Origin of the sequence: Nonomuraea sp. KM90, assembly GCF_052246675.1 — a bacterium.
GTDB lineage: Bacteria > Actinomycetota > Actinomycetes > Streptosporangiales > Streptosporangiaceae > Nonomuraea.
In genome coordinates, this window is record NZ_JBQQCB010000048.1 from 1 (window position 1) to 25366 (window position 25366).

24 protein-coding genes and 2 pseudogenes are annotated in these 25366 nt (G+C 74.8%); 11 read left to right on the forward strand and 15 right to left on the reverse strand.

Annotated elements, in window-relative coordinates; all coding sequences use genetic code 11:
• The 3 genes from ACTWPW_RS34830 to ACTWPW_RS34840 all read right to left on the reverse strand — a co-directional run.
• Positions 1-1269: serine/threonine-protein kinase (locus ACTWPW_RS34830; RefSeq protein ID WP_443171124.1), on the reverse strand; the 1269-nt coding region annotated here is incomplete at its 3' end.
• Between the two features lie 396 nt (positions 1270-1665).
• The gene (locus ACTWPW_RS34835; RefSeq protein ID WP_443171125.1) at positions 1666-3288 is read right to left on the reverse strand and encodes an alpha-L-arabinofuranosidase C-terminal domain-containing protein; all 1623 of its coding nucleotides are present in this window, start codon (positions 3286-3288) and stop codon (positions 1666-1668) included.
• A gap of 1 nt (position 3289) precedes the next feature.
• Complete coding sequence (locus tag ACTWPW_RS34840; RefSeq protein ID WP_443171168.1) at positions 3290-3610, reverse strand: carbohydrate ABC transporter permease; 321 nt, start codon at positions 3608-3610, stop codon at positions 3290-3292.
• 331 nt (positions 3611-3941) lie between these two features.
• Here ACTWPW_RS34840 and ACTWPW_RS34845 point away from each other — a divergent pair, with 331 nt between their 5' ends.
• Positions 3942-4925: an endonuclease/exonuclease/phosphatase family protein gene (locus tag ACTWPW_RS34845; RefSeq protein WP_443171169.1), complete on the forward strand. Its 984-nt coding sequence runs from the start codon at positions 3942-3944 to the stop codon at positions 4923-4925.
• A 10-nt stretch (positions 4926-4935) separates the two neighbouring features.
• On the opposite strand, the gene ACTWPW_RS34850 is transcribed toward ACTWPW_RS34845, so the two are convergent.
• Together ACTWPW_RS34850 and ACTWPW_RS34855 are read right to left on the reverse strand one after the other, a co-directional pair.
• Positions 4936-5130 (reverse strand): hypothetical protein, encoded by a 195-nt coding sequence (locus ACTWPW_RS34850; RefSeq protein ID WP_443171172.1) that lies wholly within the window; start codon positions 5128-5130, stop codon positions 4936-4938.
• Positions 5131-5143: 13 nt separating this feature from the next.
• A pseudogene (locus ACTWPW_RS34855) lies at positions 5144-5677 on the reverse strand (SDR family NAD(P)-dependent oxidoreductase); the annotation flags it as partial.
• Positions 5678-5823: 146 nt separating this feature from the next.
• Between ACTWPW_RS34855 and ACTWPW_RS34860 the strand changes: the two are divergent.
• Together ACTWPW_RS34860 and ACTWPW_RS34865 are read left to right on the forward strand one after the other, a co-directional pair.
• The gene (locus tag ACTWPW_RS34860) at positions 5824-6627 is read left to right on the forward strand and encodes an SAM-dependent methyltransferase (RefSeq protein WP_443171126.1); all 804 of its coding nucleotides are present in this window, start codon (positions 5824-5826) and stop codon (positions 6625-6627) included.
• A 307-nt stretch (positions 6628-6934) separates the two neighbouring features.
• Positions 6935-7231, forward strand: a pseudogene (locus ACTWPW_RS34865) (hypothetical protein); the annotation flags it as partial.
• 299 nt (positions 7232-7530) lie between these two features.
• Here ACTWPW_RS34865 and ACTWPW_RS34870 read toward each other — a convergent pair.
• Both ACTWPW_RS34870 and ACTWPW_RS34875 read right to left on the reverse strand, forming a co-directional pair.
• Positions 7531-7983, reverse strand: a complete 453-nt coding sequence (locus tag ACTWPW_RS34870) for a hypothetical protein (protein WP_443171127.1) — start codon at positions 7981-7983, stop codon at positions 7531-7533.
• A 42-nt stretch (positions 7984-8025) separates the two neighbouring features.
• Complete coding sequence (locus tag ACTWPW_RS34875; protein WP_443171128.1) at positions 8026-8220, reverse strand: hypothetical protein; 195 nt, start codon at positions 8218-8220, stop codon at positions 8026-8028.
• 20 nt (positions 8221-8240) lie between these two features.
• Here ACTWPW_RS34875 and ACTWPW_RS34880 point away from each other — a divergent pair, with 20 nt between their 5' ends.
• Positions 8241-8921, forward strand: a complete 681-nt coding sequence (locus ACTWPW_RS34880; protein ID WP_443171129.1) for an MMPL family transporter — start codon at positions 8241-8243, stop codon at positions 8919-8921.
• A gap of 907 nt (positions 8922-9828) precedes the next feature.
• Here ACTWPW_RS34880 and ACTWPW_RS34885 read toward each other — a convergent pair.
• Positions 9829-10314 carry a wax ester/triacylglycerol synthase domain-containing protein gene (locus ACTWPW_RS34885; RefSeq protein ID WP_443171130.1) on the reverse strand — a complete coding sequence of 162 codons (486 nt, stop codon included), beginning with the start codon at positions 10312-10314 and terminating at the stop codon, positions 9829-9831.
• Between the two features lie 157 nt (positions 10315-10471).
• On the opposite strand from ACTWPW_RS34885, the gene ACTWPW_RS34890 reads away from it, so the two are divergent.
• Entirely contained in the window at positions 10472-11302 is an 831-nt protein-coding gene (locus tag ACTWPW_RS34890; protein ID WP_443171131.1) for a phosphatase PAP2 family protein, read from the forward strand.
• Here ACTWPW_RS34890 and ACTWPW_RS34895 read toward each other — a convergent pair.
• Genes ACTWPW_RS34895 through ACTWPW_RS34910 form a run of 4 tightly spaced genes read right to left on the reverse strand, consistent with a single transcriptional unit; the run spans position 11244 to position 14902 of the window.
• Positions 11244-12305 (reverse strand): NAD-dependent epimerase/dehydratase family protein, encoded by a 1062-nt coding sequence (locus ACTWPW_RS34895; protein ID WP_443171132.1) that lies wholly within the window; start codon positions 12303-12305, stop codon positions 11244-11246. The two genes, ACTWPW_RS34890 and ACTWPW_RS34895, sit on opposite strands and share 59 nt — an antisense overlap.
• Positions 12302-13468: a hypothetical protein gene (locus tag ACTWPW_RS34900; protein ID WP_443171133.1), complete on the reverse strand. Its 1167-nt coding sequence runs from the start codon at positions 13466-13468 to the stop codon at positions 12302-12304. Before ACTWPW_RS34900 ends, ACTWPW_RS34895 begins: the two co-directional genes overlap by 4 nt.
• A complete protein-coding gene (locus ACTWPW_RS34905) occupies positions 13434-14654 on the reverse strand; it encodes a beta-ketoacyl-[acyl-carrier-protein] synthase family protein (protein ID WP_443171134.1) in 1221 nt (406 codons plus the stop codon). Before ACTWPW_RS34905 ends, ACTWPW_RS34900 begins: the two co-directional genes overlap by 35 nt.
• Positions 14654-14902: an acyl carrier protein gene (locus tag ACTWPW_RS34910; protein WP_375112208.1), complete on the reverse strand. Its 249-nt coding sequence runs from the start codon at positions 14900-14902 to the stop codon at positions 14654-14656. The genes ACTWPW_RS34905 and ACTWPW_RS34910 overlap by 1 nt, the downstream gene beginning before the upstream one ends.
• A 204-nt stretch (positions 14903-15106) precedes the next feature.
• On the opposite strand from ACTWPW_RS34910, the gene ACTWPW_RS34915 reads away from it, so the two are divergent.
• On the forward strand, positions 15107-16300 hold the full coding sequence (locus tag ACTWPW_RS34915) for an aminotransferase class I/II-fold pyridoxal phosphate-dependent enzyme (RefSeq protein ID WP_443171135.1): 1194 nt from the start codon (positions 15107-15109) through the stop codon (positions 16298-16300).
• A 112-nt stretch (positions 16301-16412) separates the two neighbouring features.
• Entirely contained in the window at positions 16413-17369 is a 957-nt protein-coding gene (locus tag ACTWPW_RS34920) for an NAD(P)H-dependent flavin oxidoreductase (protein ID WP_375112206.1), read from the forward strand.
• On the opposite strand, the gene ACTWPW_RS34925 is transcribed toward ACTWPW_RS34920, so the two are convergent.
• Positions 17366-17533 (reverse strand): hypothetical protein, encoded by a 168-nt coding sequence (locus ACTWPW_RS34925; RefSeq protein WP_443171136.1) that lies wholly within the window; start codon positions 17531-17533, stop codon positions 17366-17368. The genes ACTWPW_RS34920 and ACTWPW_RS34925 overlap by 4 nt on opposite strands.
• 73 nt (positions 17534-17606) lie before the next feature.
• On the opposite strand from ACTWPW_RS34925, the gene ACTWPW_RS34930 reads away from it, so the two are divergent.
• From ACTWPW_RS34930 to ACTWPW_RS34945, 4 genes are all read left to right on the forward strand, one after another.
• The gene (locus ACTWPW_RS34930) at positions 17607-18851 is read left to right on the forward strand and encodes a PP2C family protein-serine/threonine phosphatase (protein WP_375112205.1); all 1245 of its coding nucleotides are present in this window, start codon (positions 17607-17609) and stop codon (positions 18849-18851) included.
• A gap of 85 nt (positions 18852-18936) precedes the next feature.
• A complete protein-coding gene (locus tag ACTWPW_RS34935; protein ID WP_443171137.1) occupies positions 18937-19833 on the forward strand; it encodes an aldo/keto reductase in 897 nt (298 codons plus the stop codon).
• Between the two features lie 59 nt (positions 19834-19892).
• The gene (locus ACTWPW_RS34940; RefSeq protein ID WP_443171138.1) at positions 19893-20639 is read left to right on the forward strand and encodes an alpha/beta fold hydrolase; all 747 of its coding nucleotides are present in this window, start codon (positions 19893-19895) and stop codon (positions 20637-20639) included.
• Positions 20636-22027 (forward strand): hypothetical protein, encoded by a 1392-nt coding sequence (locus ACTWPW_RS34945; RefSeq protein ID WP_443171139.1) that lies wholly within the window; start codon positions 20636-20638, stop codon positions 22025-22027. Before ACTWPW_RS34940 ends, ACTWPW_RS34945 begins: the two co-directional genes overlap by 4 nt.
• Here ACTWPW_RS34945 and ACTWPW_RS34950 read toward each other — a convergent pair.
• Together ACTWPW_RS34950 and ACTWPW_RS34955 are read right to left on the reverse strand one after the other, a co-directional pair.
• Positions 22024-24075, reverse strand: a complete 2052-nt coding sequence (locus tag ACTWPW_RS34950) for a hypothetical protein (RefSeq protein WP_443171140.1) — start codon at positions 24073-24075, stop codon at positions 22024-22026. The genes ACTWPW_RS34945 and ACTWPW_RS34950 overlap by 4 nt on opposite strands.
• Entirely contained in the window at positions 24072-25358 is a 1287-nt protein-coding gene (locus ACTWPW_RS34955; RefSeq protein WP_375112200.1) for an ABC transporter substrate-binding protein, read from the reverse strand. The genes ACTWPW_RS34950 and ACTWPW_RS34955 overlap by 4 nt, the downstream gene beginning before the upstream one ends.
• Positions 25359-25366 lie beyond the last annotated feature (8 nt).

The following is a 25366-nucleotide window of genomic DNA, read 5'->3' on the forward strand; positions in this document are numbered from 1 at the left end:
GATCACGGCCGCGCTCGCCAGCGTCAGCCCGCCGTCGTCGTCCTCCGCCAGCAGTCCCGCGTCCAGGAACCCGCCGAGGGGCGGGACCGGCTCGGGCGGCTCGCCGGGCTCGGCACGGCGCGGGCTGCGACCGTCCTCGCCGATCAGCCTGAGGAACGTGGCCGGCACCCGCTCCCGCTCCCCGGCGGAGAGCTTGCGGTACGCGGCCTCCGCGGCGTCCCCCAGCGCGGGCGGCCCGGCCAGGCCCGCCGGCACCCGCAGCCCCCGGGCCCGCTCCTCGCCCCGGACCAGCAGCTCCTCCAGGGTGAGCTCGTCGCCCTCGCCCAGGAAGTCGCCACCGGCGTGCTCGCCGCCGCGGCCGAGCCCCCGGCCGGGCCCGCCGCTGTGCCCGCCGCTGTGCCCGCCGCTGTGCCCGCCGCCGCCCGTCGAGCCGGAACCGCCTGCCGGGGCGGCGTCTCCAGCGGAGACGGTGCCGGCAGGTGGGGTGAGCAGGCGCAGGAGGAGGGCCTCGGCGGTGGGGCGGTTCGCCGGGTTCTTCGACAGGGCGGCGGCCACCGGCCGGCGCAGGACTTCCGGCAGTGCGGTCAGGCCGGGGACGGCGTGCGGGGCTCGGTGGATCGCCGCCGCCGCGTCGCCGCCCGGATGGGGCGGGAGGCCGGTGGCGGCGAACAGGATGATCGCGGCCCAGGCGTACACGTCGGCCTCCGGGCCCGCGCACCCGCCGCCGAACAGCTCCGGCGCCAGGTAGTGCGCGGTGCCCGGCAGGTCGTGCGAGGAGGTGCCAGTGAAGGCCAGGATCCGGGCCGCGCCGAAGCCGACGACCCGGGGGCCGTCCGGGCCGAGCAGGACGTTGTCCGGCCTGAGGTCCCGGTGCACGGCGCCGGCGGCGTGGATGGCGGTCACGGCGGTGGCCGTGCCGGTGGCCAGCCGGCGCAGGTCGTCGCCCGCCAGCGGGCCGTGCTCCGCCACCACCGCCCGCAGCGTCGGCCCGGCCACGAACTCGCTGACGATGTACGGCCGCTCGGCGTCCAGGTCGCAGTCCAGCACCCGGGCCGTGCAGAAGGAGGCCACCCTGCGTACGGCCGCCACCTCCCGCCGGGCCGGCCCGCCGGGGAAGCCGCCCTCGCGCAGCACCGTGACCGCCACCCGGTGGCCGGCCTCGTCGTAGCCCTCGTACACGTCGCCCTGCCGGCCGGAGCCCAGCCGTCCGGCCAGCCAGTAGGCCCCGACGCGGGCCGGGTCCTGCGCGGAGAGCGGGACGCGGGCCATCGCGGACCTCCGGGGAGCGGCAGGGCGGCCGGGCACGCGTCACGGTAGACCGGGGGCGGGCCGCGTGCCTCTCACCGCGGGCGTCTCGGTTCCGTTCCCGCCAGGAGTGCCCCTCCCCGACCGCGCGGCGGTCAGCAGCCCGTCGGTCTCCTGCTCGGTGCCGGTACCCCGCGCCACCCCTCCTCCGCCTCGGGCCGCAGGCCGAGCCCACCGATCTCCGACAGCACCACCGGCCGGCCCCGGCCGGGCAGGCTCGCCGAGCAGGGGCGACGCCGCGCACGGGCGGCCGGCCGGTCGGTCGGTGAGGACGCGCGCGGGCGGCCGGTGGGTCGTGAGAACGCGGCGCGCGGGCGGACCAGCTGGGGGCGGGGGTGGTCGGTCACGGTCTTCCCGATCTCAGAGGGCCAGCACGATCACCGAGTGCGGGGCGACGGTCCAGGCCCCGCCGCTCGCCTCGACGTCTCCCAGGTCACGTACGGCGATCGTGTCCGGCGCGCCGAGCGTGTTGACCGCGCCGAGGCCGGGCACGTCGGCGCCCAGGCTGCGGACGCGGGCGGTCGCGGGCGTGTTCGCCGCGGCGCCGTCGAGCACGATCCGCAGCTGCAGGGCCGCGTCGCGGTGCCGGTTCACCACCGCGACCCGGACCGAGCCGTCGTCGGCGCGGGTGGCCGACACGTCCAGGTAGGGGACGGTCATGGGCGCGGTGAGCAGCCGGCCGTCCGGGCCGCGGTTGTCCCCGAGCCGGACCGCGGCGGTCCGCGCGGGCCCCTCCACCTCGCAGGGCAGCACGGTGCGGCCGGTGTGGTGGCGGTAGAGATGCCACACGTGGTAGATGGCCGACCGCAGGGCGCCGCCGGGGCGGGCGACGACCAGGCCGTTGGCGTTCACCAGGTTCACCGGGTTGGCCATGGCGACCGGCGCGGGCAGGCCGGCGGTGCGGTGGACGGCGTGGAACACCCCGGCGCAGAAGAGCGCGTCGGCGACCGTCCTGGGGCTCCACCGGTTCACCCGGACCTTGCCGGGCCCCTCCACCTCGGGGGTCTCGCGCGGGGCGACGCCGCCGTCGTCGCCGGGCAGCGGCTGCGGCCACGCCTCCGGCTCCAGGTGGCGCATCGTCCACTCGTCCAGCGCGAGCGCGGGCGGGCGGTCGAGGCCGGCGTCGGCGGCCACCGCGGTGACGAGCTGGGAGTAGGTGTGGATCTCGCGCTCGAAGTAGAGCGACTGGGCCACGACGGCGTCGTAGTCGTCGCCGGTCCACAGGTGGGTGCCGGCCCCGTACAGGTGCAGGGACAGGTGGTCGAGCAGCGAGCCCGCGCGCTTGAGCAGCGGGCGCGTCCACTCCTCCTGCCGCCACGGGATGCCGACCCCGACCAGCCGGATCCCGGGGTCGACCAGGCGCATGAACAGGGCGTGCTCGCGGGCCGCGGCGGCATACTCCTCGGCCGTGCGGTGGCCCATCTGCCAGGGGCCGTAGACCTCGTTGCCGACACCCCAGTAGCGCACGTTCCACGGCTCGGCCCGGCCGTTCTTCGCGCGGCGGGCGGTGAGCGTGGTGTGCCTGGCGGCGTTGGTGTACTCGATCCAGCGCACCGCCTCGTCGACGTCCCGGGCGGAGTGCACCAGATACGGCTCCGCGCCCACCGCCTCGCACCAGGCCAGGAACTCGTCGGTGCCGAACCGGTTGGACTCCTGCCCGCCCCAGGCCAGCTCCAGCCGGCTGGGCCGGGACTCGCGCGGCCCGATGCCGTCCTCCCAGTGGTAGGCCGAGGTGAAGTTGCCGCCCGGCCAGCGGATCGGGCCGGGCCCGAGCTCGCGGCAGAGCTCCAGCACGTCGGCGCGCACGCCGTGCAGCGGCCCCGGATCGGTGACGGACAGGGGCGAGCCCTCGTCGAACACCCCGCCCTCGATGTTGCCGAAGAACGCCGACTCCAGGAAGTGCCCGTAGATGTCGTCGTCGACGCGACCGGCGGGACGGCGGGTGTCGATGGTGACGAGCGCCTCGGGACTGGGGACAGGCATGTCAGGAAGACTCCGTTCTGGTCATTGCTGCACCGCTCCCGCGATGCTGTCGACGAACTCGCGCTGCACACGGGCCCCCGCCGGTGAGGGTCCGCATCAGGTCGAAGACGTTGAACGCGGCCACGGTGTCGATCAGCGTGATGATCACCAGGAACGGGACCAGCAGCGGCATCCTCACGTGCCCGAACTCCGCCCAGGCGCCCGCGCCGTCGATCATCGCGGCCTCGTGCACGCCCTGCGGGATCGTCTGCGGCGCGGCGAGCCGGTAGATCAGGGTGATGCCCAGCCACTTCCACACCCACACCGCGATGCCGGCGTACAGCGAGGTGTCCGCGTCGGCCGCGAGGCTCGCGCCGGACTCGCGGCGCTGTCAGCGCTCGGCGTAGGCCCTCTGGTCGTGGTCCGCCGTGCCGGTGAGGGGGCGGGGCGATGCAGCCGGTCGCGGGAAACCCGCCCGTCGCATGGAGTCGGCCCGTCTCGTAGGCCTGCCGGTCTCGTGAAGTCGGCCGGTCTCGTGAAGCCGGCCCGGGCCGGCACGTGTCGCCTCCGCTCACCTCCGCTCGCCTCCGCTCACTTCCGCGAATCGATCGGGCACGAGGGGCCGATCCTCATGTGGCGTTAAGAATGGCCGCTTACCGTGGGCGGCTGTGTTGATGCGAGATGACGTGGAGACGGAGCGGCGGGTGCGGCCCCGCCGGGTGTGGCGGGTACGGCTGGCCGCCGGGCTGGCGGTGCTGTTCGCGGCGGGGACGGCCGTGCGGGCCGGTGGGCTGGAGGCCGGGGCGTTCCTGGTGCCGATGGTCTCCTTCACCCCTTACTTCGCGCTCGCGGCACTGGCCGGGCTGGGGGTCGCGGTCGCCGCGCGGAGCCGGGCCGCGATCGCGGTCATGGTCGCGGTGTGCGCCTGTCTCGCCTGGCTCGTGGTGCCGCGGGCGGTCGGCGGGAGCGAGGTCCCGGCCGGGGGTCGTCCGCTGCGGGTGCTGACCGCCAACCTGAACGGCGGGCGCGGGGACGCGACGGTGATCGTCGACCTGGTACGCCGGTTGAACGTGGACGTCCTGAGCATCCAGGAGCTGACGTACTCCGCCCGCGACCGGCTGGCGGCGGCCGGGCTCGAGGCGCTGCTGCCGTACCGGATGGGCCGGGCCGACTTCCGCGGCCCGGAGGGCAGCGGCCTGTACGCCCGCCACCCCCTGCGCGAGCGGACCGGCCTGTTCCAGCCGGTCGGGCACCACATGCCGGTGGCCGAGGTGTCGCTGCCCGGCGGCTCGGCCGTGGAGGTGGTGGTCGTGCACCCGGTCGCGCCGGTGCCCTCGACGGTGCCGGAGTGGGCGGCCGGGGTCGCCGCCCTGCCGCCCGCGCCCGCCTCGGGACCGCCGCGGATCCTGGCGGGCGACTTCAACGCGACCCTCGACCACGCGGTGTTCCGGCGGCTGCTGGACACCGGCTACACCGACGCCGCGGCCTCCACCGGTCAGGGCCTGAACCCCACCTGGCCGCAGGGCCGCGCGCTGCCGCCGCTGGTGACCATCGACCACGTGCTGACGGACGCGCGGGCCGGGGCGGTGGACGTGCAGGTGTTCGACGTGCCGGGCTCCGACCACCGCGCCCTCTTCGCCGATCTGCGGGTGAAGTGACGGGGGCCGTTCAGGAGCCCATCGGAGGAGAGATCATCTTCCGGCCGGCGGTGGCGCCGCCGTCCACCGCGACCGAGGCGCCGGTCTGGTACGGGAAGTCGTCCGAGGCCGGCCCCAGCACCGCCCGGGCGATCTCCCCCGCCGTGGCCATGCGCTCCATGCCGTCCACGTGAGCGGCCCCCAGGCGTCCCGGTACCGCGCCCACATCTCGTCCGTCAGCCCCGGGGGCCGGACGAAGGGGGTGTCGGTGGTGCCCGGCAGGATGGCGTTGACCCGGATCCCGCGGGTGCCGTACGCCAGGGCCGCCGACTTGACGATCCCCTGCACCGCGCGCTTGCCGGCGGCGTACGCGGCGCCGTTCGGGCGGGCCTGCTCGGCGGCCGACGAGGCGGTGCAGACGATTCCAGCGTGATCGCGTGCGGCTCGGCCGAGCCGCCGATCCCGGCGTTGTCGAAGGCGACGTCGAGGCGGCCGTACCGGGAGGCGACCCGGTCTACGAACGCCTTGACCTGGCTCTCCACGCGTACCTCCGCCCTGACGTAGACCGCCTCCCCGCCGGAGCGGCGGATCTCCGCCTCGACCTCCTCGCCGAGCTGCTCGCGCCGGCCGCAGAACCCCACCCTGGCGCCCTCCCCGGCGAACGCGACCGCGGCCGCCCGGCCGATGCCCGAGGTCGCGCCGGTGATCAGCACGACCTTGCCCCGGAAGCGCCCCCGCGCGGCCACCGGGGAGTCGATCAGCACGGGGACCATGCTGCTGAACGGCCCGCCCGCCCGGATTCCCCCCGCCGTCTCGGCTTTCCGGCCAGTAGGAGGGGACCGCGCCGCGAAAAGGATCGGTACGGCGTGATCTTTCACGTCATATGATCGTCCCCCACCCTTGTCTCCGGAGGTCCCGCATGACCGAGGCGCACCCCCACCCGCGGATCGACACGTCGGTCCCCCATTCCGCGCGCGTCTACGACTACTGGCTCGGCGGCAAGGACAACTTCGCCGCCGACCGAGCCGTGGCGGAGGCGACGGCGCAGGCCGCGCCCGGCGTCGTGCAGGGGGCGCAGGACAACCGGGCCTTCCTCGGCCGGGCCGTGCGCCACCTCGCCACCCAGGGCGTCACCCAGTTCCTCGATCTCGGGACCGGCATCCCCACCCAGGGCAACACGCACGAGGTCGCCCAGGCCGCGAACCCGGCCGCGCGGGTGGTGTACGTCGACAACGACCCCATCGTGATGATCCACGCCCGCGCGCTGCTGCGGAGCAACCCCGAGGGGCGCACCGCGTACATCGAGGCCGACCTGCGCGACCCGGACTCCATCCTCGGCCACCCCGACCTGCGCGGCACCCTCGACCTCGACCGGCCGGTCGGGCTGATCATCGTGGGCACGCTGATGTTCATCAAGGACCACGAGGACCCCTTCGGCCTGGTCGGCCGGTTCACCTCCGCCCTGGCGCCCGGCAGCTACCTGGCCGTCTCGCACGTCACCGCCGACTTCGCACCCAAGCAGGTGGGGGCCAGCGCCGACGCGTACAACAGCGACGCCCTGGCCTTCACCCCGCGCACCGCGGAGCAGGTCATGCGGTTCTTCGAGGGGTACGAGCTGGAGGAGCCCGGCCTGGTGCCGGTGTTCGACTGGCGTCCGGACGAGCCGGTGACCCGGTCGGCGGAGGAGGCGGGGGCGTACGGCGCGGTGGGCCGGAAGCTCTGACGACCGCGCTCCACCGGATTTCCCCGAACGCATAAACGCGCATTTTCCCAATTGATCCACCCATGACCCAGATATAAGACTCCTGCATGAAGTTGTTTAACCGGGAGCGGGAATTTAGGGTCTATGTGCCGGCCGGCATCTTCACTTTCAAGGCCGGAAGGTGGGCGGGGAATTGTCGGGTTTGTTGCGAATGGCGGTTGCGCGGAAAATCGCGGCCGGCGTGGTGTTCGCCTGGGTGGCCATCGCCGTGGCGGCCGTTCTCGCCAGCGGCCCCCTCGACGACGTCCGGGTCACCAGCGGCACCTCCATGCTGGCCAGGGACGCCGAGTCGGCCCGCGTGCTCGACCTGCTGGCCCAGCAGTCCGGCCGGGTGGTTCCCGCCCTCGTGATCTACGAGCGGCCCGGGCCGCTCCAGCCGGGCGACCTCGCGGCGGCCCGGCACGACCTGCGGCAGTTCGCCACCGTTCCCGACGTGCTCGGCACCGCGTCGGCGCCGGTCCCCAGCGCCGACGGGCGCGCGCTCCAGGTGACGGTGCTGCTGTCCGGCAAACCTGGCGTGCTCGTCAGCCCCCTGGTCGAGCGGCTGCGCCAGATCGCCGCGGAGGGCAGCCCGCCGGGGCTGGTCAGCCACGTGAGCGGCGCCGGCGGGGCGGCCGCCGACTACGTCGACTCCTTCCGCCGCGTCGACGGCACGCTCCTGGCGCTGAGCGTGGCCGTGGTGTTCCTGGTCCTGCTCGCCGTCTACCGCAGCCCCGTCCTGTGGATGATCCCCATGCTCGCCGTGGTGGTGGCCTACCTCGCCTCGGCGGCGGCGGTCTACGCGCTGGCGCGGGCCGGGCTGATGACGCTGCGCGCCGCCACGCCCGAGATCTTCACCGTGCTGGTGTTCGGGGTGGCCACGGACTACGCGCTCCTGCTCGTCGCCCGCTTCCGGGAACGGCTGCGCGTGACGGCCGATCCGGGGGCGGCGCTGAAGGAGGCGCTGTCCGGAGGCATCCGCACGGTCGTGGCCTCGGCGCTGACGGTGGCGGGCGGCGTCGGCTGCCTCGTGGTCGCCGACACGCACGCGCTGCGCTCGATCGGCGCGGCGGCCGCCGTCGGCATCGTGATCACGATGGTGGTGATGGTGACCCTGCTGCCCGCGCTCATGCTCCTGGGCGGGCGGCGGGCCTTCTGGCCGAACACGCCGCGTCCCGGCCAGGTGCCCCGCGACGGGCTGTGGCAGGGGGTCGCGGGCTTCGTCGGCCAGCGGCCCCGGCTCGCCTGGGCGGGCTCGGCGCTGCTCCTGACCATGCTGTGCATGGGGCTGACCACGCTCGACGCCTCGGGCATCCCGCCGTCGGCCCTGTTCACCATGCGCACCGACTCCGTGGCCGGCTACGACGCGCTGCGGCGCCACTACCCGGCCAGCGCCCCCGTGGTGGTCCTGGCCCGGCAGGACCAGAGCGCCGTCGTGGGGCGGGCGGTGCGCCAGGCGGAGGGGGTCGTGTCGGTGCGCCGGGGGCCGCCCGCGCCATGGCGTACCTTCGACGTGGTGCTGGCCGCTGAGCCGAACACGCCGGAGGCCCGGCGCCTGGTGGAGGACCTGCGCACGTCCGTGCGCGCCGTCGCCGGTGGGGCGGCGCTGCTCGGCGGGGTTCACCAGCGAACTCCTCGACATCAGGACCGCCGCCCTCGACGACGCCTTCCTCGTGGTGCCGCTGATCCTGCTGGTCGTGGGGCTGATCCTGATCGTCCTGCTGCGCTCGCTGGTGGCGCCGCTGCTGCTGATCGGCACGGTGGTGCTGTCGTTCGCGGCCACGCTCGGGCTCTGCTCGGCGCTGTTCACCCAGTTCCTGGGTTATCCCGTCATGGACGCGTCCTTCGCCCTGTACGCGTTCGTCTTCCTCATCGCCTTCGGCATCGACTACAACATCTTCCTGATGGCCCGGGTGCGGGAGGAGTCCCTGCGGCTGGACACCCGCGAGGCCACCCTGCACGCGCTGCGGGCGACCGGCGGGGTGATCACGGCGGCAGGGGTCGTGCTGGCGGCGGCGTTCTTCGTGCTGACCGTGCTGCCGCTGGTGCCGGTCGTGCAGCTCGGGCTGCTGGTGGCGATCGGGGTGGTCATCGACACCGTCGTCGTACGGTCGTTCCTGGTGCCCGCGCTCGCCCACCACATGGGGCGGCTCATCTGGTGGCCAGCGCGTGCAGCTCCTTCAGCTCCTGCCCCAGGAGCCCGAGCAGCTCCCCGGACCGCGACACCCGGGGATCGAACACCGCCGAGAACGACACCGTGCCGCCGACAGGCATGATCACCACCATCCCGGCCAGCCCCGGCGCCAGGCCGGGCACCGCGAACACCTCGCCCGGGGCCGCGAGCTCCTTGGGCAGCGGGATCGCGGTCACGCTGAGCCTCCTGGGCTCGTCCTTCCTGAACAGCGGCGACAGCAGCCGCAACATCGGCACCGCGACTGCGGCGGGCAGGCCGTAGAGCCGGCGGGCGGCCTGCCGCGCGTGCCCGATCCGCCTGAGCGTCGTCTGCTCGGTCACCCGCTCCAGCCGGGCCATGGTCGAGGGCTCGTCGCAGGGCATGGCGATGGGCAGGAGCCCGGTGTGGTTGCCCAGCGCGGTGTGCTGCCGATGCCCGCACAACCCGACCGGCAGCGCCACCACCAACTCCCGCCCCCGCCCCTTCCACCAACGCCCGCCACCGTCGCTCCCGCCGCGCCCCCCGCGACCGACGCCCCATACACCGCCGCTGTCGCCCCCGCCCCGCAACCGGTCACCATCGCTCCACACGCCACCATCGCCTCCGCCCCGTGACCCGGCACCGTCGGGCGGGTTCTGCGTGCGGCCGGGATCGCCGCCGTCCGGCGCGCGGTCGTGCCCCTCCCCGCCCCGCACCCCGTACAGCCCGCCACCGGGGCCGAAGTCCGGCCGGAGGTCGGGGGGCCAGGCGGTGGGGTTCCAGGCGCGCAAGGCGCCGGCGACGAGGGCGATGCCGATCTGGGCGAGGCTGGCGCCGGTGGCGCGGGCGATGTCGTGGAACGGGGCGCTGTCCAGGGTGGTCACCTGCAACTGGAGGTCCTGCCCCCCACCAGCGCGGGCGGTGAACCAGCGGGGCGAGGCGGCCCCCAGCCGGCCCAGGTCGGCCAGCGCGCGACGGGCCGGTCCCGGCGACCTCCAGTACGTCCCGCCCGCCTCGGGCGGCGGCAGCGTCTACGTCCCCAGCAGGACACGGGCGGCACCGGCGATACCCATGCCGTCCTGGAAGACGTGATGCGCCCGGTAGCAGAGCACATGTCCGGCCCCCTCGTCGTCCCCGTCCAGCACCATCAGGCTCCACAGCGGACGGTTCGGGGTGAGCGGCCGGACCCGCAGGGCGTCCATCACCGCCTGGTGGACGCCGATCCCGGGGGGCAGCCGATGGAACTCGACGTGGTGGGCGGGATCGAACGCGGGATCCGGCTCCCAGCGTGCCCGCCGTCCCCGCCCGGCCAGCCGGTAGGCCAGCGCCGGCGCCCGTACGCGCACCTTCTCGGCGACGTCCGCGCACAGCTGCGCGGGATCCGGCGGGGGCCCCGGACGGCGTACGGCGATGCCGTAGTGCATGCGGGAGTCGTGCACCGCACCCGCGCCGAGCCGGATCACATAATGGTCGCCGAAAGTCAGGGGTATCGCACCGGCGGCGAATTCGCCATTCACGGTCGGCCAGGTTATCTTCCGGCGTACACCGAGTGAAGCAATTCCCGTCCGGCGAGCCGCCGATATATTTGACCTCCAGCGAAAATCACCGGAAGTCGGGGGGCTAATTGTGGAAATTCGACCGGTTGAAGTGCTGTTGTTGGGCTATTTCGGGCTCATGGCGCTCATCGCGGCCGTTTCCCTGGACCGCCTGGCCGGCGGCCCGGCCCTGCTCGCGGGATACGCGCTCGCCGCCCTGTTCCTGATCGGCCTCGCCCACGCGGAGCGCCGCCTGCCGGGCGTCAGGGCGGTGTCGCGCATCCGGTTCGCCGGGCCGCTCCTCGTGCTCCCGTTCGCGTACTCCGCCGCCGCCCGCACCGCCCCCGTCCTGCACGGCCGCTTCGTCGACGACGCCGTGCAGGCCTGGGAGCAGGCGGCGTTCGGGATCTCGCCGAACGCCGCGATCAGCGTCCTGGCCAACCCACCGCTGACGGAGCTGCTGACCTTCTGCTATTTCTCCTACTACGCCTGCTTCCTGCTCCCGGTGATCCTCTACGCGCGAGGCCGCCGGCAGCTGGCCGAGCGCTACCTGTTCGCCGCGCTCACCGCGCTGCTGACCTGCTACGCCGGGTTCGTCCTCGTCCCGCTGGCCGGCCCGGCCCTGGCGGCGCCGGAGCTGTACGCCGCCCACCGGCCCTCCGGCTACGCGATCACCGCCCTGCAGAACCACATCATGGCGACCTTCGACCCGCCCGGCGCCTGCTTCCCGTCGCCGCACGTGGCGGGCGCCTGGATCACCCTGTTGTGCCTGCGCCGGTTCGTCCCGGCGAACGTCCGCCTCCTCCTGTGCGTGCTGACCGCCGGGCTGACGGTCGCCGTCGTCTACGACTGGTATCACTACTTCTCCGACGTCATCGCCGGCCTGGCGGTGGCGCTGGCCGCGCACGCCGTCACGAAGCGGTACGCGGTGCGGCCAGAGCAGCCAGAGCGGCCTCGAATCCCTGCCTGAGCGTGGTGGCGGGGGCGAAGCCCAGCTCGCGTACGGCGTCGTCCGGCGCGCAGGTCCAGTCGGCGCGGCGCATCTCGCGGGCCTTGTCCCGGTTGAGCGGCGGGACGGTCCCCGCGGCCAGCTCGGCCAGGGCGGCCACGGCCCCCACGACCGGCACCGGCAGCGGCAGCAGCAGGGGGTCGCGGCAGCCGGCCGCCCGGGCGAGGGCGCGGCAGATGTCGGCCCAGTGATAGGCGTGGCCGTCGCTGATCGGGTACGTGCCCCGCCGTGGATCGTCCGGATGCAGGGCGGGGCCGTGGTCGGCGGCGGCGAGCAGCGCGGTGCACAGGTCGTCGACGTAGACCATGCCGTAGCGGCGGCGGCCGTAGCCCGCCTTGACGACCACGCCGAGCCGGACCATGGGCAGGAGGGCAGGCAGCAGCGCGGCCTCCCCCGGGCCGTAGACGATGGCGGGGCGCAGGATGACCGAGGGCACCTGGTGGGCGTGCTCCCTGGCGACCTGCTCGCCCGCCCGCTTGCTGGCCCCGTACAGGGAGATCGCCGGGCCGGCGGCCAGGGAGGAGCAGAGCACCAGGCGCGGCGGGCGGGGTCTGGTGGCGAGCGCGCGGACCAGGTGGGCGACGCCGTCGCGGTTGAGCGCCCAGAACTCGGCGGCGGTGCGCGCCCTGAGCGCGGCGGCCAGGTGGATCACCCGGTCGGCTCCCTCCAGCGCCTCCGGGATGCCCCGGCCGGTGGCCAGGTCCCCGTCGACCACCTCGACGCCCAGCTCGCGCAGCGCCCGCGCGCGCGGGGACGGGCGGGCGAGCGCGGTGACCCGGCCGCCACGCGCGAGGATCATCCGCGTCAGCCGCCCCCCGACGAAGCCGGTGGCCCCGGTGACCAGGTAACGCCGCCCGCCCGCCCACGCCGCCGACGCGTCCTGCCACGACAGGCCGTGCCGCGAGCCCGCCCCGCGCGCGTCCTCCTGCCGCGAGTCCGCCCCGCGCGGCTGCGCGGGCGTCACAGGTCGCGGCCGTAGATGCGGTACGTCTTGCTGTGGGTGCAGCCGGCGCTCTCCAGGTAGCGGTTCACGGCCGAGTTGTCCTCCAGCGTCCACCCGTGCTCCATCCCGCCGTCGTACCCAGCCGCCCTGACCGCCTCCTGCCCCCGGGCGAAGAGGGCGGTCTCGATGCCGCGGCCGGACAGGTGCGGGACGACACCGAACAGGACGCCTCGGACCCGGTCGATCCGGCGCGCGGCCAGGGACAGGCGGACCAGCCCGATCGGCAGGCCGAAGCGGGTCAGGCGGCCCCGGGCGGCGGGCAGGGCCTGGTTGAGGTCGGGCAGCGCGAGGGCGACCGCGACCGGCTCGCCCGCGACCTCGGCGAGCTGGACGAGCCCGGGTTCCATGACCGCGCGCAGCCGGCCCGCGACGGCGGTGAACTCGGCGTCCGTCATCGGGGTGAAGCCCCAGTTGCCCTGCCACGCGCGGTCGAAGACGTGCTTGACCCGCATCATGTCGGCGTGGAAGTCGCCCGGGTCGAGGGATCGTACGGTGAGCTGGTGGCTCCGCTCGGCGTGCCGCGCGATCCGGGCCAGCCGCTCCCCCGGCGCCCCGTGACCCCCCTCCCACGCCCACAGGTCCTTCGCCTTCGCCAGCCCGCACGACTCCAGCAGCCCCGGATAGTAGGCGGGGTTGTACGGCATCATCACGCTCGGCGGCGTGCCGAACCCGTCCACGAGCACCCCGCACTCCTCGTTCGTGGTGAAGTTGACCGGCCCCAGCATGGTCCGCAGCCCGCGCCCGCGCAGCCACCGGCCGGCGGCGTCCAGCAGCTCGCGCGCGACCGAGGGGTCGTCGGCGCAGGCGAACTGGCCGAAGAACCCGTCGCGCGCCCCGTGGACGTCGTTGTGGCGCGGGTTGTCCACGGCGGCCACCCGACCTGCCACCCGCCCGCCCCGGCGTACGGTGAACAGCTCGACGTCGCCGTAGGCGAAGAAGGGGTTGCGCCGCCGGTCCAGCAGCCGCCGGCAGTCGCCCCGCAGCGGGGGCACGAAGCAGGGGTCGCGGCCGTGCAGCGTGTACGGCAGCTCGACGAACTCCCGCAGCCGGCGGCGCCCCCGGACCGGTTCGGCCGCCGGGGCCCGCCCGCTAGGTGCCGGACGGGACGAAGACGAGACTCGCATTGTGGCCCCCGAAGGCGAACGAGTTGGACACGACGGCACCGGGCGCGAGCGGGCGCGGCCGGCGTACCACGTCGATCTCGCACTCGGGATCCTGCGCGTCGAGGTTGATCGTGGGGTGGATCAGGCGCTCGTGCAGCGTCAGCACGCCCGCCACGGCCTCGATCGCGCCCGCGGCGCCGATCGCGTGGCCGACCACGCTCTTGGTCGAGGTGACCGGCACCTGGCCGGGGCCGAACAGCCGGGCGATCACCTGAGCCTCGGTGACGTCGTTGAGCGGGGTGCCGCTGCCGTGGGCGTTCACGTGCGCCACGTCCCCCGGCTCCACGCCCGCGTCGGCCAGCGCCTGGCGGACGCACCGTTCGGCCCCGTCGCCCTTGGGATCGGGCGAGGTCAGGTGGTGGGCGTCGGAGGTGCGGCCGTAGCCCGCCAGCTCGGCGTAGACGCGGGCGCCCCGGCGTACGGCGTCCTCGAGGCGTTCGAGCACGACGAACGCGGCGCCCTCGGCCAGCACGAAGCCGTCGCGGTCGGCGTCGAAGGGCCGCGAGGCCCGCTCCGGCTCGGCCACCCGCTGCGACAGCGCGCCGCAGCGGTGGAAGGCGAGCAGGACGGCCGGCGAGACGCACGCCTCGGTGCCCCCGGCCACCACCAGGTCGGCCGACCCGTCCCTGAGCAGGCGCAGCCCCTCCCCGATCGTGTGGCCGCCGGAGGCGCAGGCCGTCGAGACGGTCAGGCTGGGGCCGAGGATCTGGTGGCGCATGCTGACGAACGCGGCCGACGCGTTGGGCATCTTCCTCGGGATGTAGAGCGCGCCCGGCTGCCCGTCGTCGCCGAGCAGGGCGGCCTCGGTGGTCTCGTTGCCGCCCAGCGCGGTGCCGGTCACGACCGCGCGCCGCTCGGGCAGGACCGCCGGCTCACCGGCGTCGGCCAGCGCGTCGTCGGCCGCGCACACGGCCAGCAGCGTCGCGCGGTCCATCCGGCGCGCCTGCTTGCCCGTGACGTAGGGGGAGGTGTCGAAGCCGGGCACCTGGCAGGCGAAGTCGACCGGCAGGCCGGCGGGGTCGAAGGAGGTGATCGTACGCGCGGTGGAGCGCCCGGCGACCAGGGTGCTCCAGAACGTCCGGAGATCGTTGCCGGCCGGGGTGCGCACGCCCAGGCCGGTGACGGCGACGCGGACCCGCCCGCGCATCAGCCGGCCTGGGCCCCGGCGTGGACCAGGGCTGTCACGTCGGCCAGGGTGCGCGCCTGCTTGGCGGTGTCGAGGTCGACGACCAGCTTGAAGCGGTCCTCGCTCGCCGCGGCCAGCTCGGCCATGTCGAGGCTGTCGGCCTCCAGCTCCTCGCGCAGGTCCGTCTCCGGGGTGATGAGTGCCGGATCCACCGAGAGGATCTTGGCGCAGATGGCGCGGAGCTGGTGGAAGATCTGTTCCTCGGTCATGCGTACGTCCTTGTCGGCTGTCGCTGTCGTGCATCGGGGCTGAGCCGGGGCTCGAGCGCCGCGCGCCGCTGGGCGCGCTCATGCTCGGTCCAGACCAGCGGCGATTACTATACTATTACCGACAGTCACTGTCAGCTACGATCACCCGATGCGGAGTGAGTCGCCGGAATGCTTCGGACAGAGCCGGAAAGTGAATGCCGGGCCGTGCCGGACCCGTTCAGCAAATGCCGGGTCCCGCAGGAGATAGCGGGGCTGGTAGCGCCGGGCGTCTACCCCTTCTACCTGCCGGTCGAGGAGCGGCCGGGCGGCGGGGAGGTGGTGGTGGGCGGCCGCCGCGTGCTGATGGCCGGCTCCAACGACTACCTGGCGCTGTCGGACGACCCGCGGCTGAAGGAGGCCGGCGCGGACGCGCTGCGCCGGTTCGGCGCGGGCAACTCCGGCTCGCGGGTGCTCAACGGCACGCTGGTCCTGCACCAGCGCCTGGAGCAGGAGCTGGCGGAGTTCCTCGGCCACGAGGCGGCGATGGTGGTCTCCACCGGCTACCAGGCCAACCTGTCCCTCGGCGCGTTGTTCGGGCCGCGCGACGTCCTGCTGGCCGACCGGCACATCCACGCCTCGCTCCTCGACGCCGCCCGGCTCGGCCAGGCGCGGCTGCGGCGCTTCCGGCACAACGACATGGCCCAGCTCGGCGCGCTGCTGGAGGCCGCCGGCCCGGACGACGGGGTGCTCGTGCTCACCGAGGGCATGTTCTCGGTCGGCGGCGACCTGTGCGACCTGCCGGGCATCGCCAAGCTCGCGGCCCGGCACGGAGCCCGGGTCGTCATCGACAGCGCGCACGACGCGGGCCTGCTGGGCGCCGGCGGGCGGGGCGCCGCCGAGCACTACGGCCTGCAGCCGGCCGTGGACGTGCAGACGGTCACCTTCTCCAAGTGCTTCGGCACGCTCGGCGGAGCCGTCGCCGGGCCCCGGCACGTCATCGACTACCTGCGGCACAGCGCGCGGGCCGCGTTGTTCTCGGCCTCGCTGCCGCCGGCCTGCACCGCGGCGGCGCTGGCCGCCCTCCACATCATCCGTACGGAGCCCGAACGCCGCCGGGCGGCCCTGACCGCCGCCGAACGCCTGCGCTCGGGCCTGGTCGCGCTCGGTTTCGCCATCCCGCCGGGTGGCACCCCCACCGTGTCGCTGCAGGTGGGAGACGCCCTGGAGTGCAGCCGGTTCTGGGCCGGGCTGCTGGACGAGGGGGTCTTCGGCAACGTCATGCTGCCGCCGGGCGTGCCCGAGGGCAAGGCGCTGATCCGGCTGAGCGTCACCGCCGCCCACACCGGCGCGCAGGTGGACCGGGTGCTGGGCGCGGTGGCCGCCGTCGCCGGCCGCCTGGGCACGCTCACCCGGCGCTGACCGCACGCGTCCCGACCCGCACTCCGGCGGGGCCGACCGGGTCGGCGCTTCCACTAGCCTGGCCCCGCGGAGCGGCAGGCGACGGTACCTGTCGCGGACGAATGGGAGGACGATGGTGCGGACCTGGCTGACCGACCGTTTCGGGGTGGAGGTGCCGTTGGTCGGGGCGCCGATGGCGGGGGTGGGTGACGGGCGGCTGGCCGCGGCGGTGTCCGCGGCGGGCGGGCTGGGCGTGATCGGGGCGCCCCCGAAGGCGCCGGCCTCGTGGATCTCCCAGCAGGCCGCCGTCGCCGCCGCGAGCGGGCGCCCGTACGGCATCGGGCTGATGGCCTGGGCGCTGCGCGACAACCCCGGCCAGCTCGACGCGGTGCTGGAGGCCCGGCCCGCGCTGGCCTCGGTGAGCTTCGGCGACTTCGCCGGCTACGTCGAGCCGCTGCGGCGGGCCGGGATCGTCGTGGCCGTCCAGGCGGGCACCACCGAGGAGGCGCGGGCGGCCGAGCGGGCCGGGGCGGACGTGGTGGTGGCCCGTGGCGCGGAGGGCGGCGGGCACGGGCGCAACGAGGTGGCCACGCTGCCGCTGCTGCAGGGCGTGCTGGACGCGGTGAGCGTGCCGGTGCTGGCCGCGGGCGGCATCGCCACGGCCCGCGGTCTGGCCGCCGTGCTGGCCGCCGGGGCGGAGGGCGGCTGGGCCGGGACGGCGTTCCTGGGGTGCGCCGAGACGATGCTGTCCGAGGCGGGCCGGGAGCGGGTGCTGGCCACCGGGGAGACGGGCACCGCGTACGGGCGGGTCTTCGACGTCGCGCAGCACCTGGCCTGGCCTCCGGAGTTCGGCGGGCGGGCGCTGCGCAACGCGTTCTTCGACCGGTGGAACGGGCACGAGGAGGAGCTGGCCGCGGACGAGGCGGCGCGGGCCGAGCTGGAGTCGGCCCGCGTGGAGGGTGACTTCGACACCGCCTACGTCTACGCGGGCCAGGCGGTGGGCCTGGTGGAGCGGCAGCGCACCGCCGCCGACGTGGTCGCCGCCTTCGCCACCGCCGCCACGCTCCTGGGCCGCTTCGCTCGTCCCTAGCCGCCCGCCATCGAGCTGCCGGGCGTTTCGGGGAGCCGGGCGAGGACCGCGTCCAGCTGGTCCCAGCCGTCCAGCTCGGCCCCGTCACCCACCCGCAGCACACCCCCGGTGTGCAGGCCCGCTCCCCCGGCCAGCCGCCGATACGCCCCCTTGCGCCGCACCATGCCGGCACCTTACCGGCCTGTGCGCGGGCCGGTGGGCGGTGCAGTGGGTAAGGGGCTGTGTGGAGGTGAAACCGTGAGCGGTGACGACGTCCGGGACGCTGGTGAACGCGCCCTCAGCGGTCTGCTGCAGACCATGCACCTGGCCGCGATGGAGGACCTGCCGCCCCGGGCGGCCGAGCACGCGCGGCTGGTCGGCTTCTCCGACCTCGCGATCTACGTGACCGACCTGCAGCAACTGCTCCTCGTGCCGCTGCCGGGCCAGCGCGGCGCGGACGGCGAGCCGCTCGACACCATCCGGATCGACGGCACCATGCCGGGCCGCGCCTTCCGCGTGGTCGAGATCGTCCGCACCCGTGCCGTCGGCGACCCCGAGGGAGCGGTGCGGCGGTTGTGGCTGCCGCTGCTGGACGGCACGGAGCGGGTCGGCGTGCTCGGCCTGACCGTGCCCCAGGACGCGGCGTCCCGGGACGGGGCGCTGCTCGAGCAGCGGGCCAAGGATCTCGCGTCGCTGGTGGCGCTGATGGTGATCAGCAAGCGGCCGCACAGCGACTCCCACGCCCGGCTGGTACGCGCCCGCCCCCTGACCCTGTCGGCCGAGGTGCTGTGGAACCTGCTGCCCCCGGGCACGTTCGCCAACGACGACGTGGTGATCAGCGCCGCCCTGGAGCCCGCGTACGAGATGGGCGGCGACGCCTTCGACTACGCCCTCGACGGCCACACCCTCTTCCTGTCCGTCTTCGACGCCATGGGGCACGACACCTCCGCCGGGCTGACCGCGTCCGTCGCCATGGGCGCCGGCCGGAACTGCCGCCGGCACGAGATGGACCTGCGCGCGACCGGCGAGGCCATCGACGCGGCGATCAAGGCGGAGTTCACCGGCCGGTTCGCCACGGGCATCCTGGCCGAGCTGGACCTGCGCAGCGGGGTGCTGACCTGGGTCAACCGGGGGCACCACCCGCCGCTGCTGATCCGGGAGGGCCGGCTGGTCGCGACCCTCGACAGCGTCCCCGACCCGCCGATGGGCTTCGGCCTGGACGCGTCCACGGGCATGCTCCGCTACCAGCTCCAGCCCGGCGACCGGCTGCTGTTCTACACCGACGGCATGATCGAGGCGCAGAGCCCGGACGGCGAGCTGTTCGGGCTGGAGCGGTTCATCGACTTCGTCATCCGGCGCGAGGCGGACGGGATGTCGGCCCCGGAGACGCTGCGGCGGCTGATCCAGGCCATCCTGGAGCACCAGCGCGGCCGGCTCCAGGACGACGCGACCGTGCTGACGGTGGAGTGGCAGACCCGGCGCCGCTACCAGCTCACCCTGTGACGTCACGGCACATGCGATGATCGTGCCGCGAAATCAGACGATCGCGGTGAGAGGCGGACAGTTGCCGGAGCAGCAGGGGCGTCGGGTGCCCGGAGCGGAAGGCCCGTTGCGGGCGGTGACCCTCGGCACGTCGGGGCTCGGCCGCCGGCCCGGCGACGACGAGTTGGCGGACGCGCTGCTGTCCGGCCGGTTCCGGCAGCTCGACACCTCCAACGAGTACGCGGAGGGCCGCAGCGAGACGCTGATCGGGCAGGCGCTCAGGAAGGCATCCGGCGAGGCGCAGGGGGTGACGATCTTCTCCAAGGCGGACCGGGACCCGGACACGGGGGTGTTCGACGGTGACCGGGTCATGCGCTCCTTCGAGGAGACGATCTCCCGGCTCGGCGTCGAGACCCTGCCGATCTACCACCTGCACGACCCGATGACGATCACGGTGCGGGAGGCGATGGCGCCCGGCGGCGCGGTTCCGGCCCTGGTGTCGCTGCGCGAGCAGGGGCTCGTCGGCGCGATCGGCATCGCGGCCGGCGGGTGGGGCACCATGGTGCAGGACTACATCCGTACGGACGCGTTCGACGCGGTCCTCACCCACAACCGCTACACCCTGGTGGACCGGCGCGCGGAGGACATCCTGCGGCTCGCCACGGACCGGGACATGACGGTCTTCAACGCCGCGCCCTTCGGCGGCGGCATCCTGTCCGGCTCGCCGCGCCACGCCGGCACCTACGGCTACCGGCCGATCTCGCCCGAGTTCGGCCGGCACGTCGAGCGGGTGCGGGAGCTGTGCGAGCGATGGCGGATCGGCCTGGCGGCGGCCGCCCTGCACTTCTCCCTGGCCGAGCCGCGCATCCACTCCACGGTGGTCGGGATCACCTCGGTGCGGCGGCTGGAGGAGCTGGACGGCCTGGTGGACACCGTGATCCCGGACGGGTTCTGGGCCGAGCTGGCGGCGCTCGGGACGCCGCCTCCGTCGCCGGTCGACTGAGCGGACGTTCGCGCGATCACGGTTCGGGTAGGTGGGCAGCCCCCTGAGAGAGGAGAGGCGTGCCGCTCGAACAGCGAGTCCACAGCGCGCTGGGCATGAGGGTGACCAGCTGGCGCGGCCACGGCCCGGGCCCGGCGGTCGTGTGCGTGCACGGCGCGGGGGTGTCCAGCCGGGAGCTGCTGCCGTTCGTCCGCGTGCTGGGCGCCACGCACGACGCCTGGAGTCTCGACCTGCCCGGGTTCGGCCGCAGCGAGAAGCCCGCCGAGCCCCTCACCCTGGAGACGCTCGCCGACGCGGTGGCCGACTGGCTGGCCGTGACCGGGCTGGAGCGGCCGTGCCTGCTCGGCGGGTCCTTCGGCTGCCAGGTCGTCGTGGACCTGGCGGCCCGCCACCCGGGCCTGGCCGGCGCGCTGGTGCTGACGGGCCCGACCGTCGACCCGCACGCGCGCACGCCCGTCCGGGTCGTGGGCCAGTGGCTGCGCAACTCGGTAGGCGAGAGCCCGCGCATGGCACCGCTGAACGTCGCCGACTACCTCGACGCCGGGCCGCGCCGGGTGCTGGCCAGCTTCGGCGCCTCGATGCGCGACCGGATCGAGGACAAGCTGCCGCACGTCGCCGAGCCCGTCCTGGTGGTGCGGGGCGGCAAGGACCGGATGGTGAGCCAGGCGTGGGCCGAGGAGGTCACGCGGCTGCTGCCCAGGGGGCGGCTGGTCGTCATGGACGGCCTTCCGCACATGGTCCCGTACCGCGATCCCCGGGGGCTGGCCCGCGAGGTCGCGGCGTTCCTGGAGGAGGTGGCCGCGTGAGGCCGGGCAAGGCGGTGGCGTCGTTCGACTCGGCGACCGGCATGTTGCGGGCGCTATCGCGGTTCCTGCACGACAAGGACGTGCCGCTGCTCGGCCAGGGCCCGGCGGCGCTGGAGCCGGTGGCGGCCGCGCTGCTCGGCGGGGCGGGGCGGCTGCCGCGCAAGGCCAAGGAGCGGGCGTACGCCGTGAGCGGCTGGGCCGAGGCCGTGCCGATGCGCCGCGTCCCCGAGATCCGCTCCGAGGAGCTGGCGGGGTGGGTGACCGGGCACTACCCGCGCCGCCCGTACCCGGTGGCCTTCGTCGGCTCGTCCAACGGCGCCCTGGTCCACCTGGCCGCGGCGCTGCGCGCGCCGTGGCTGCCGCAGACGCTGCTGCTGCCGGTACGCCGCCGCGGCGTCCGCCCCGACGACCCGCGCGGCGACCTGCGGGTGACCCAGGGCGCCGGGCGGGCGCTGCTGGACGCGAACCCCGACCTGGTGCTGCACCACATGCACGACGCCAACCAGGACCGCCTGATGATCGCGGGCATGACGTACTTCCGGGTGAAGTGGCGGCGTCTGGCCGAGGCGTACCGGCGGTTCCTGGAGGAGTCGCTGCCGCCCGGCGCGACGCTGGTGGTGGTGGACTGCGGGCTGCGCTGGCCGGCCACGGAGGTGGGCCCGCGCCACCTCTTCCAGCACGGCGCGCTCGGCGGCGCGACCCGCGAGGAGTACGAGCACGGCGGCCCGCGCGTGGCCGGCTACCTCGCCCGGTACGGCGCCGGGCGGTCCGCGTGGGACTACCCGGAGGCGGACGGCGAGCACCCGGAGGCGGAGTGGGGGTTCCAGCCGGAGCTGCTCGGCGACCTGACGGAGCTGGCGGAGCGGAACCGGTGGCAGCTGGTCCGCATGCGGTTCGGCGAGCCCGAGGACCTGAGCCCGGTCGTGGCGGACCTGTACCGGAGCTGGTACCGGACCCGCGGGCTGCCCGGCGACCGGCTGCTGGTGGAGTGCTTCCTGCTGCTGGAGCCGTGGTGGACGCTGCGCAGCGGGTCGGTGCCGTACTGGATGGTGTTCAACACCGATCAGTCGCACGCGCACGCGATGTCCTACCTCGACGACGTGGACCCGTTCGACGAGATCAGGCTCATCCTGTTCTCGCACGGCGTGGACTCGGTCGGGCTGGCGGGGATCGACGACTGGCGCGCGCTGCTGGCGCGGGGCCGCAAGCTCGGGGTGTTCACCGGGGTCGACACCGACGCCTACCCGCGTGACTTCGCCGGGCTCGTGCGGGCGCACCGGGAGCTGGCGCGGATCCGCACGACGTACCCGATGCCGCTGCCGCTGGAGTGGCCGGTGGCCGAGGAGTTCCTGGCCAAGCGGGAGGAGCTGGAGTGGCACGCCGGTTAGGGCAGGCGGAGCAGCCCCTCGTGCCGGACCGCCCAGGAGGCGGGGAAGCCGGGTGAGGGCGGGCCGCCGTCCCAGCCCCTGGCCATGAGGGCGACCGCCGCCAGCAGGCCGCCGTTGCCCGGCAGGTAGACGGGCAGGGTGGCGCTCTGCCGGTTGTGGCCGTTCGGCAGGTACGCGTTCTTGGCCACGGGCCGCAGCAGCGCCTCCACGGCGGTGGCCGGATCGCCCAGCCTGGTGGCGGTCATGGCGATCGCCGGGTGGTCCCAGCCCCACGTCGTCTCCCAGTCCCAGGTGGCCAGCACGTCGGCGAGCGTGGCGCGCATCGTGCCGGCGTCGATGAGGCGGGTCTGGGGGACGAAGCCGAGCGCGTACAGCATGGAGGGGTGGTCGTCGCGCACGGTGTACGGCGGCGCGTCCATCGCCGCGTACACCCCGCCGCGCACGCGGGGCGCGGACATCCCGGCGGCCACCTCGGCCCAGTGCGGGTCGGGGCCCAGCCCCATCAGCCGCCGCCAGCGCTGCGCCACCTCCAGGGCCCACGACCAGTACGCCAGCTCGAACGTCGGGTTGGCCGCGCTCGCCCGCACGTCCGCGTACGACTCCTGGGCCGGCACCAGCGGCGGCCCCAGCCCGTACCCGCCGGGCCCCTCGACCGCGAACGCCGCCATGAACGCGGCCGTGTCGAGCACGAGGTCCGCGTACCGGGCCAGCGCCCGCCGGGTGCCGACGGCGCGGCGGACCAGCTCGGCCAGGAAGATCGGGTGCGGCTGCTGCCAGAGCAGGAACGGCCCGATCGGGCTCGGGCTCTCCCGCCCGTCCGGGCCCACCTGCTTGGGCCAGCGCGCCCCGGGGCAGCCCTGCGCGGCGGCGGTCTCGCGGGCGCGGGGCAGGACGGCGGCGTACCAGCCGAGGCTGCGCTCCAGCAGCCCGGGCCGGCCCCAGAGCGGGAAGTGGGCCGCGTGCCACCAGTGCATCTCCAGGTGGAAGCGGCCGCGCCAGCTGTTGGCCATCAGCCCGGTCTCGGCCGGCGGGGTGGACCCGGCGCAGTGGATCGCCGTGAGGTACTGCGACAGCACGATCCGCCGCTCCAGCTCCGGGGCCCGCTCGTCGCGGCTGCCGGACAGGTCGACCGCGCCGCCCGTGCTCCAGAACCGGGCCCAGTGCCGTCCGGACGCCGCCATCACCTCCCCGAACTCCGGCAGCCGCCCGGCCCCGCGCGCGTCGAACCCGATCACCAGCTCGGCGACCGGCTCGCGGAAGGTGATGAGGAACTCGTGCGGCCCGCACCGCGCCACCTCGCCCCCGCCGGTCACGGCCACCGCCACGTCGTAGGCGGTCCCGTCCAGCACCCGCGCCACCGTGAACCCGCCCGCCGAAGCCCGCAGCTCCGACGTGTGCGCCTCCGGCCGCGACCAGTCGGCCGCGTTCCCCCACGCCTGCGACCCGTATGGGAACGCCAGCCGCACCCCGTCCTCGGTCAGGCCGGGCGACTCGATCCGCACGGCCAGGACGTCCCGCTCGGGGTGGCAGGCGGTGACGACCCGGTAGGGCGTGCCGCGCAGCCGGAAGCGGCTGGTCAGCGTGCCGGTCCACAGGTCGAGCCGCTGGCGGGCCCCGCTCAGGTCGGCGGGCGACAGCGGGGCGGCGCCGGGCCGGGCCAGCCCGATCCGCCCCAGGTCCAGCCGGTGCGGGTTGGCGCGCAGCCACGACTCGGCGGCCGAGGCGGGCGCCTCGGCGGAGCCGCTCAGGTCGCCGCGCATGTCCACGTACGGCACCGGCCCGCGCGGCGTCCTGTAGGTGCGCATGGTCTCGGCCAGCCCGTACGAGCCGGGGACGCTGTGCCAGCCCCATGACGCCATGGTGGCCAGCAGCGTCCCCGGCCCGGTGCCGGAGCGGTCCTCGACCGGGTAGGAGGCCGGGAAGGTCTGCAGCCCGGTGACGTCCACCGTGAAGCAGAGCTCCCCGTTGCCCACCGACAGCGGCGACTCGGGCAGGATCCCGGTCACCTCGACGGCGTGCCGCCCGGCCAGCTCGCGGCGGTCGATCACTGCTTGATCGCCGTCCCGACCTGCTGGATGAAGTCCGCCGCCGCGGCGGCGGGCTGCTCGCGGCCGAACAGCACCTCGGCGTTGACCCGGTCCAGGATCTTGGGCGTGTCGGTGGACCCGGCCGGCCCGATCACCAGCGGCGGCCCGGCCTTCGGCGTGAGCGCGTCGATGAACGCGGCCTGCGCCTTCTCCGGCTCGCCGAGCACGCCCTGGACGGCCGTGCGGACGTCGGAGTTGGCCGGGATGCCCCGGTCGGCCAGGATGATCTTCCCCGCCTCCGGGCTGTTGACCAGGAAGTCCACGAACTTGGCCGCCTCCTGCGGGTGCTCGGACTTGGCGTTGATGCTGTAGATCTGCGACGCCTGCAGCCACATGCCGGGCTGGGCGGCGCCGCTCTCACCCGGCACCCGCATCAGCCGCAGCGGCTGCCCGGCGGCCTTGCTCAGGGCGCTGAGCTGGTTGCTCCAGTCGAACTGCATCGCGGCCTGGCCCCGGCCCATCAGCGACTGCTCGGGCGCGGGCTGGGTGATCAGCTCGGCGGTCTGCGAGGCCGGCGGGGTCGCCCCGGCGCTCTGCAGCTCCAGCGTCATGGTCCACCAGTCCACCAGGGTTCTGTCGCTGATGCCGACCTTGCCGTCGGCGGTGTAGAGGGCCTCGCCGCGCTGGCGCGAGTACACGTCCAGCATGTCGGTCCTGGTGGGGTCGGCCAGCGCGAACGTGCCCTCGGGCACCTTCCCGGCCAGCTCCTTGGCGATGCGCTTGAAGTCGTCCCAGGTCCAGGTGTCCTCCTCGGGCAGCGGCACCCCGGCCTTGTCGAACACGGCCTCGTTGACGACCACGGCGATGGCGTTCACGCCGGTGGGCACGCCGTACTGGACGCCGCCGAACTTGCCGTTGTCCAGGGCCGCCGCGCCGATCCTGTCGGTCTTCAGCCCGACCTTGGCCAGGTCGAGCAGGGCGCCGCGGTCGCCGTACTCGCGGGGGTAGGCGCCGCCGAGCGTGATGACGTCGGGCGCGCGCCCGCCGGCCACCTCGGTGGCCAGGCGGTCGAAGTAGGAGTTGAAGTCGGTGAACGAGCCCTTGACCTTGATGCCGGGGTTCTTGGCCTGGAAGGCGTCGATGACGCGCTGCGTGGCGGCCGCCCGGTCGTTGTTGCCCCACCAGCCGAAGCGCAGTTCGACGGTGCCGTCCCCGCCGCCGGACGAGCCGCCGCCGCAGGCGGAGGCCGCCAGCAGCACGCCGGCCAGGCAGAGCGCCGCCAGGCCACTGGATCTTGTCGGCATGGCCCTTC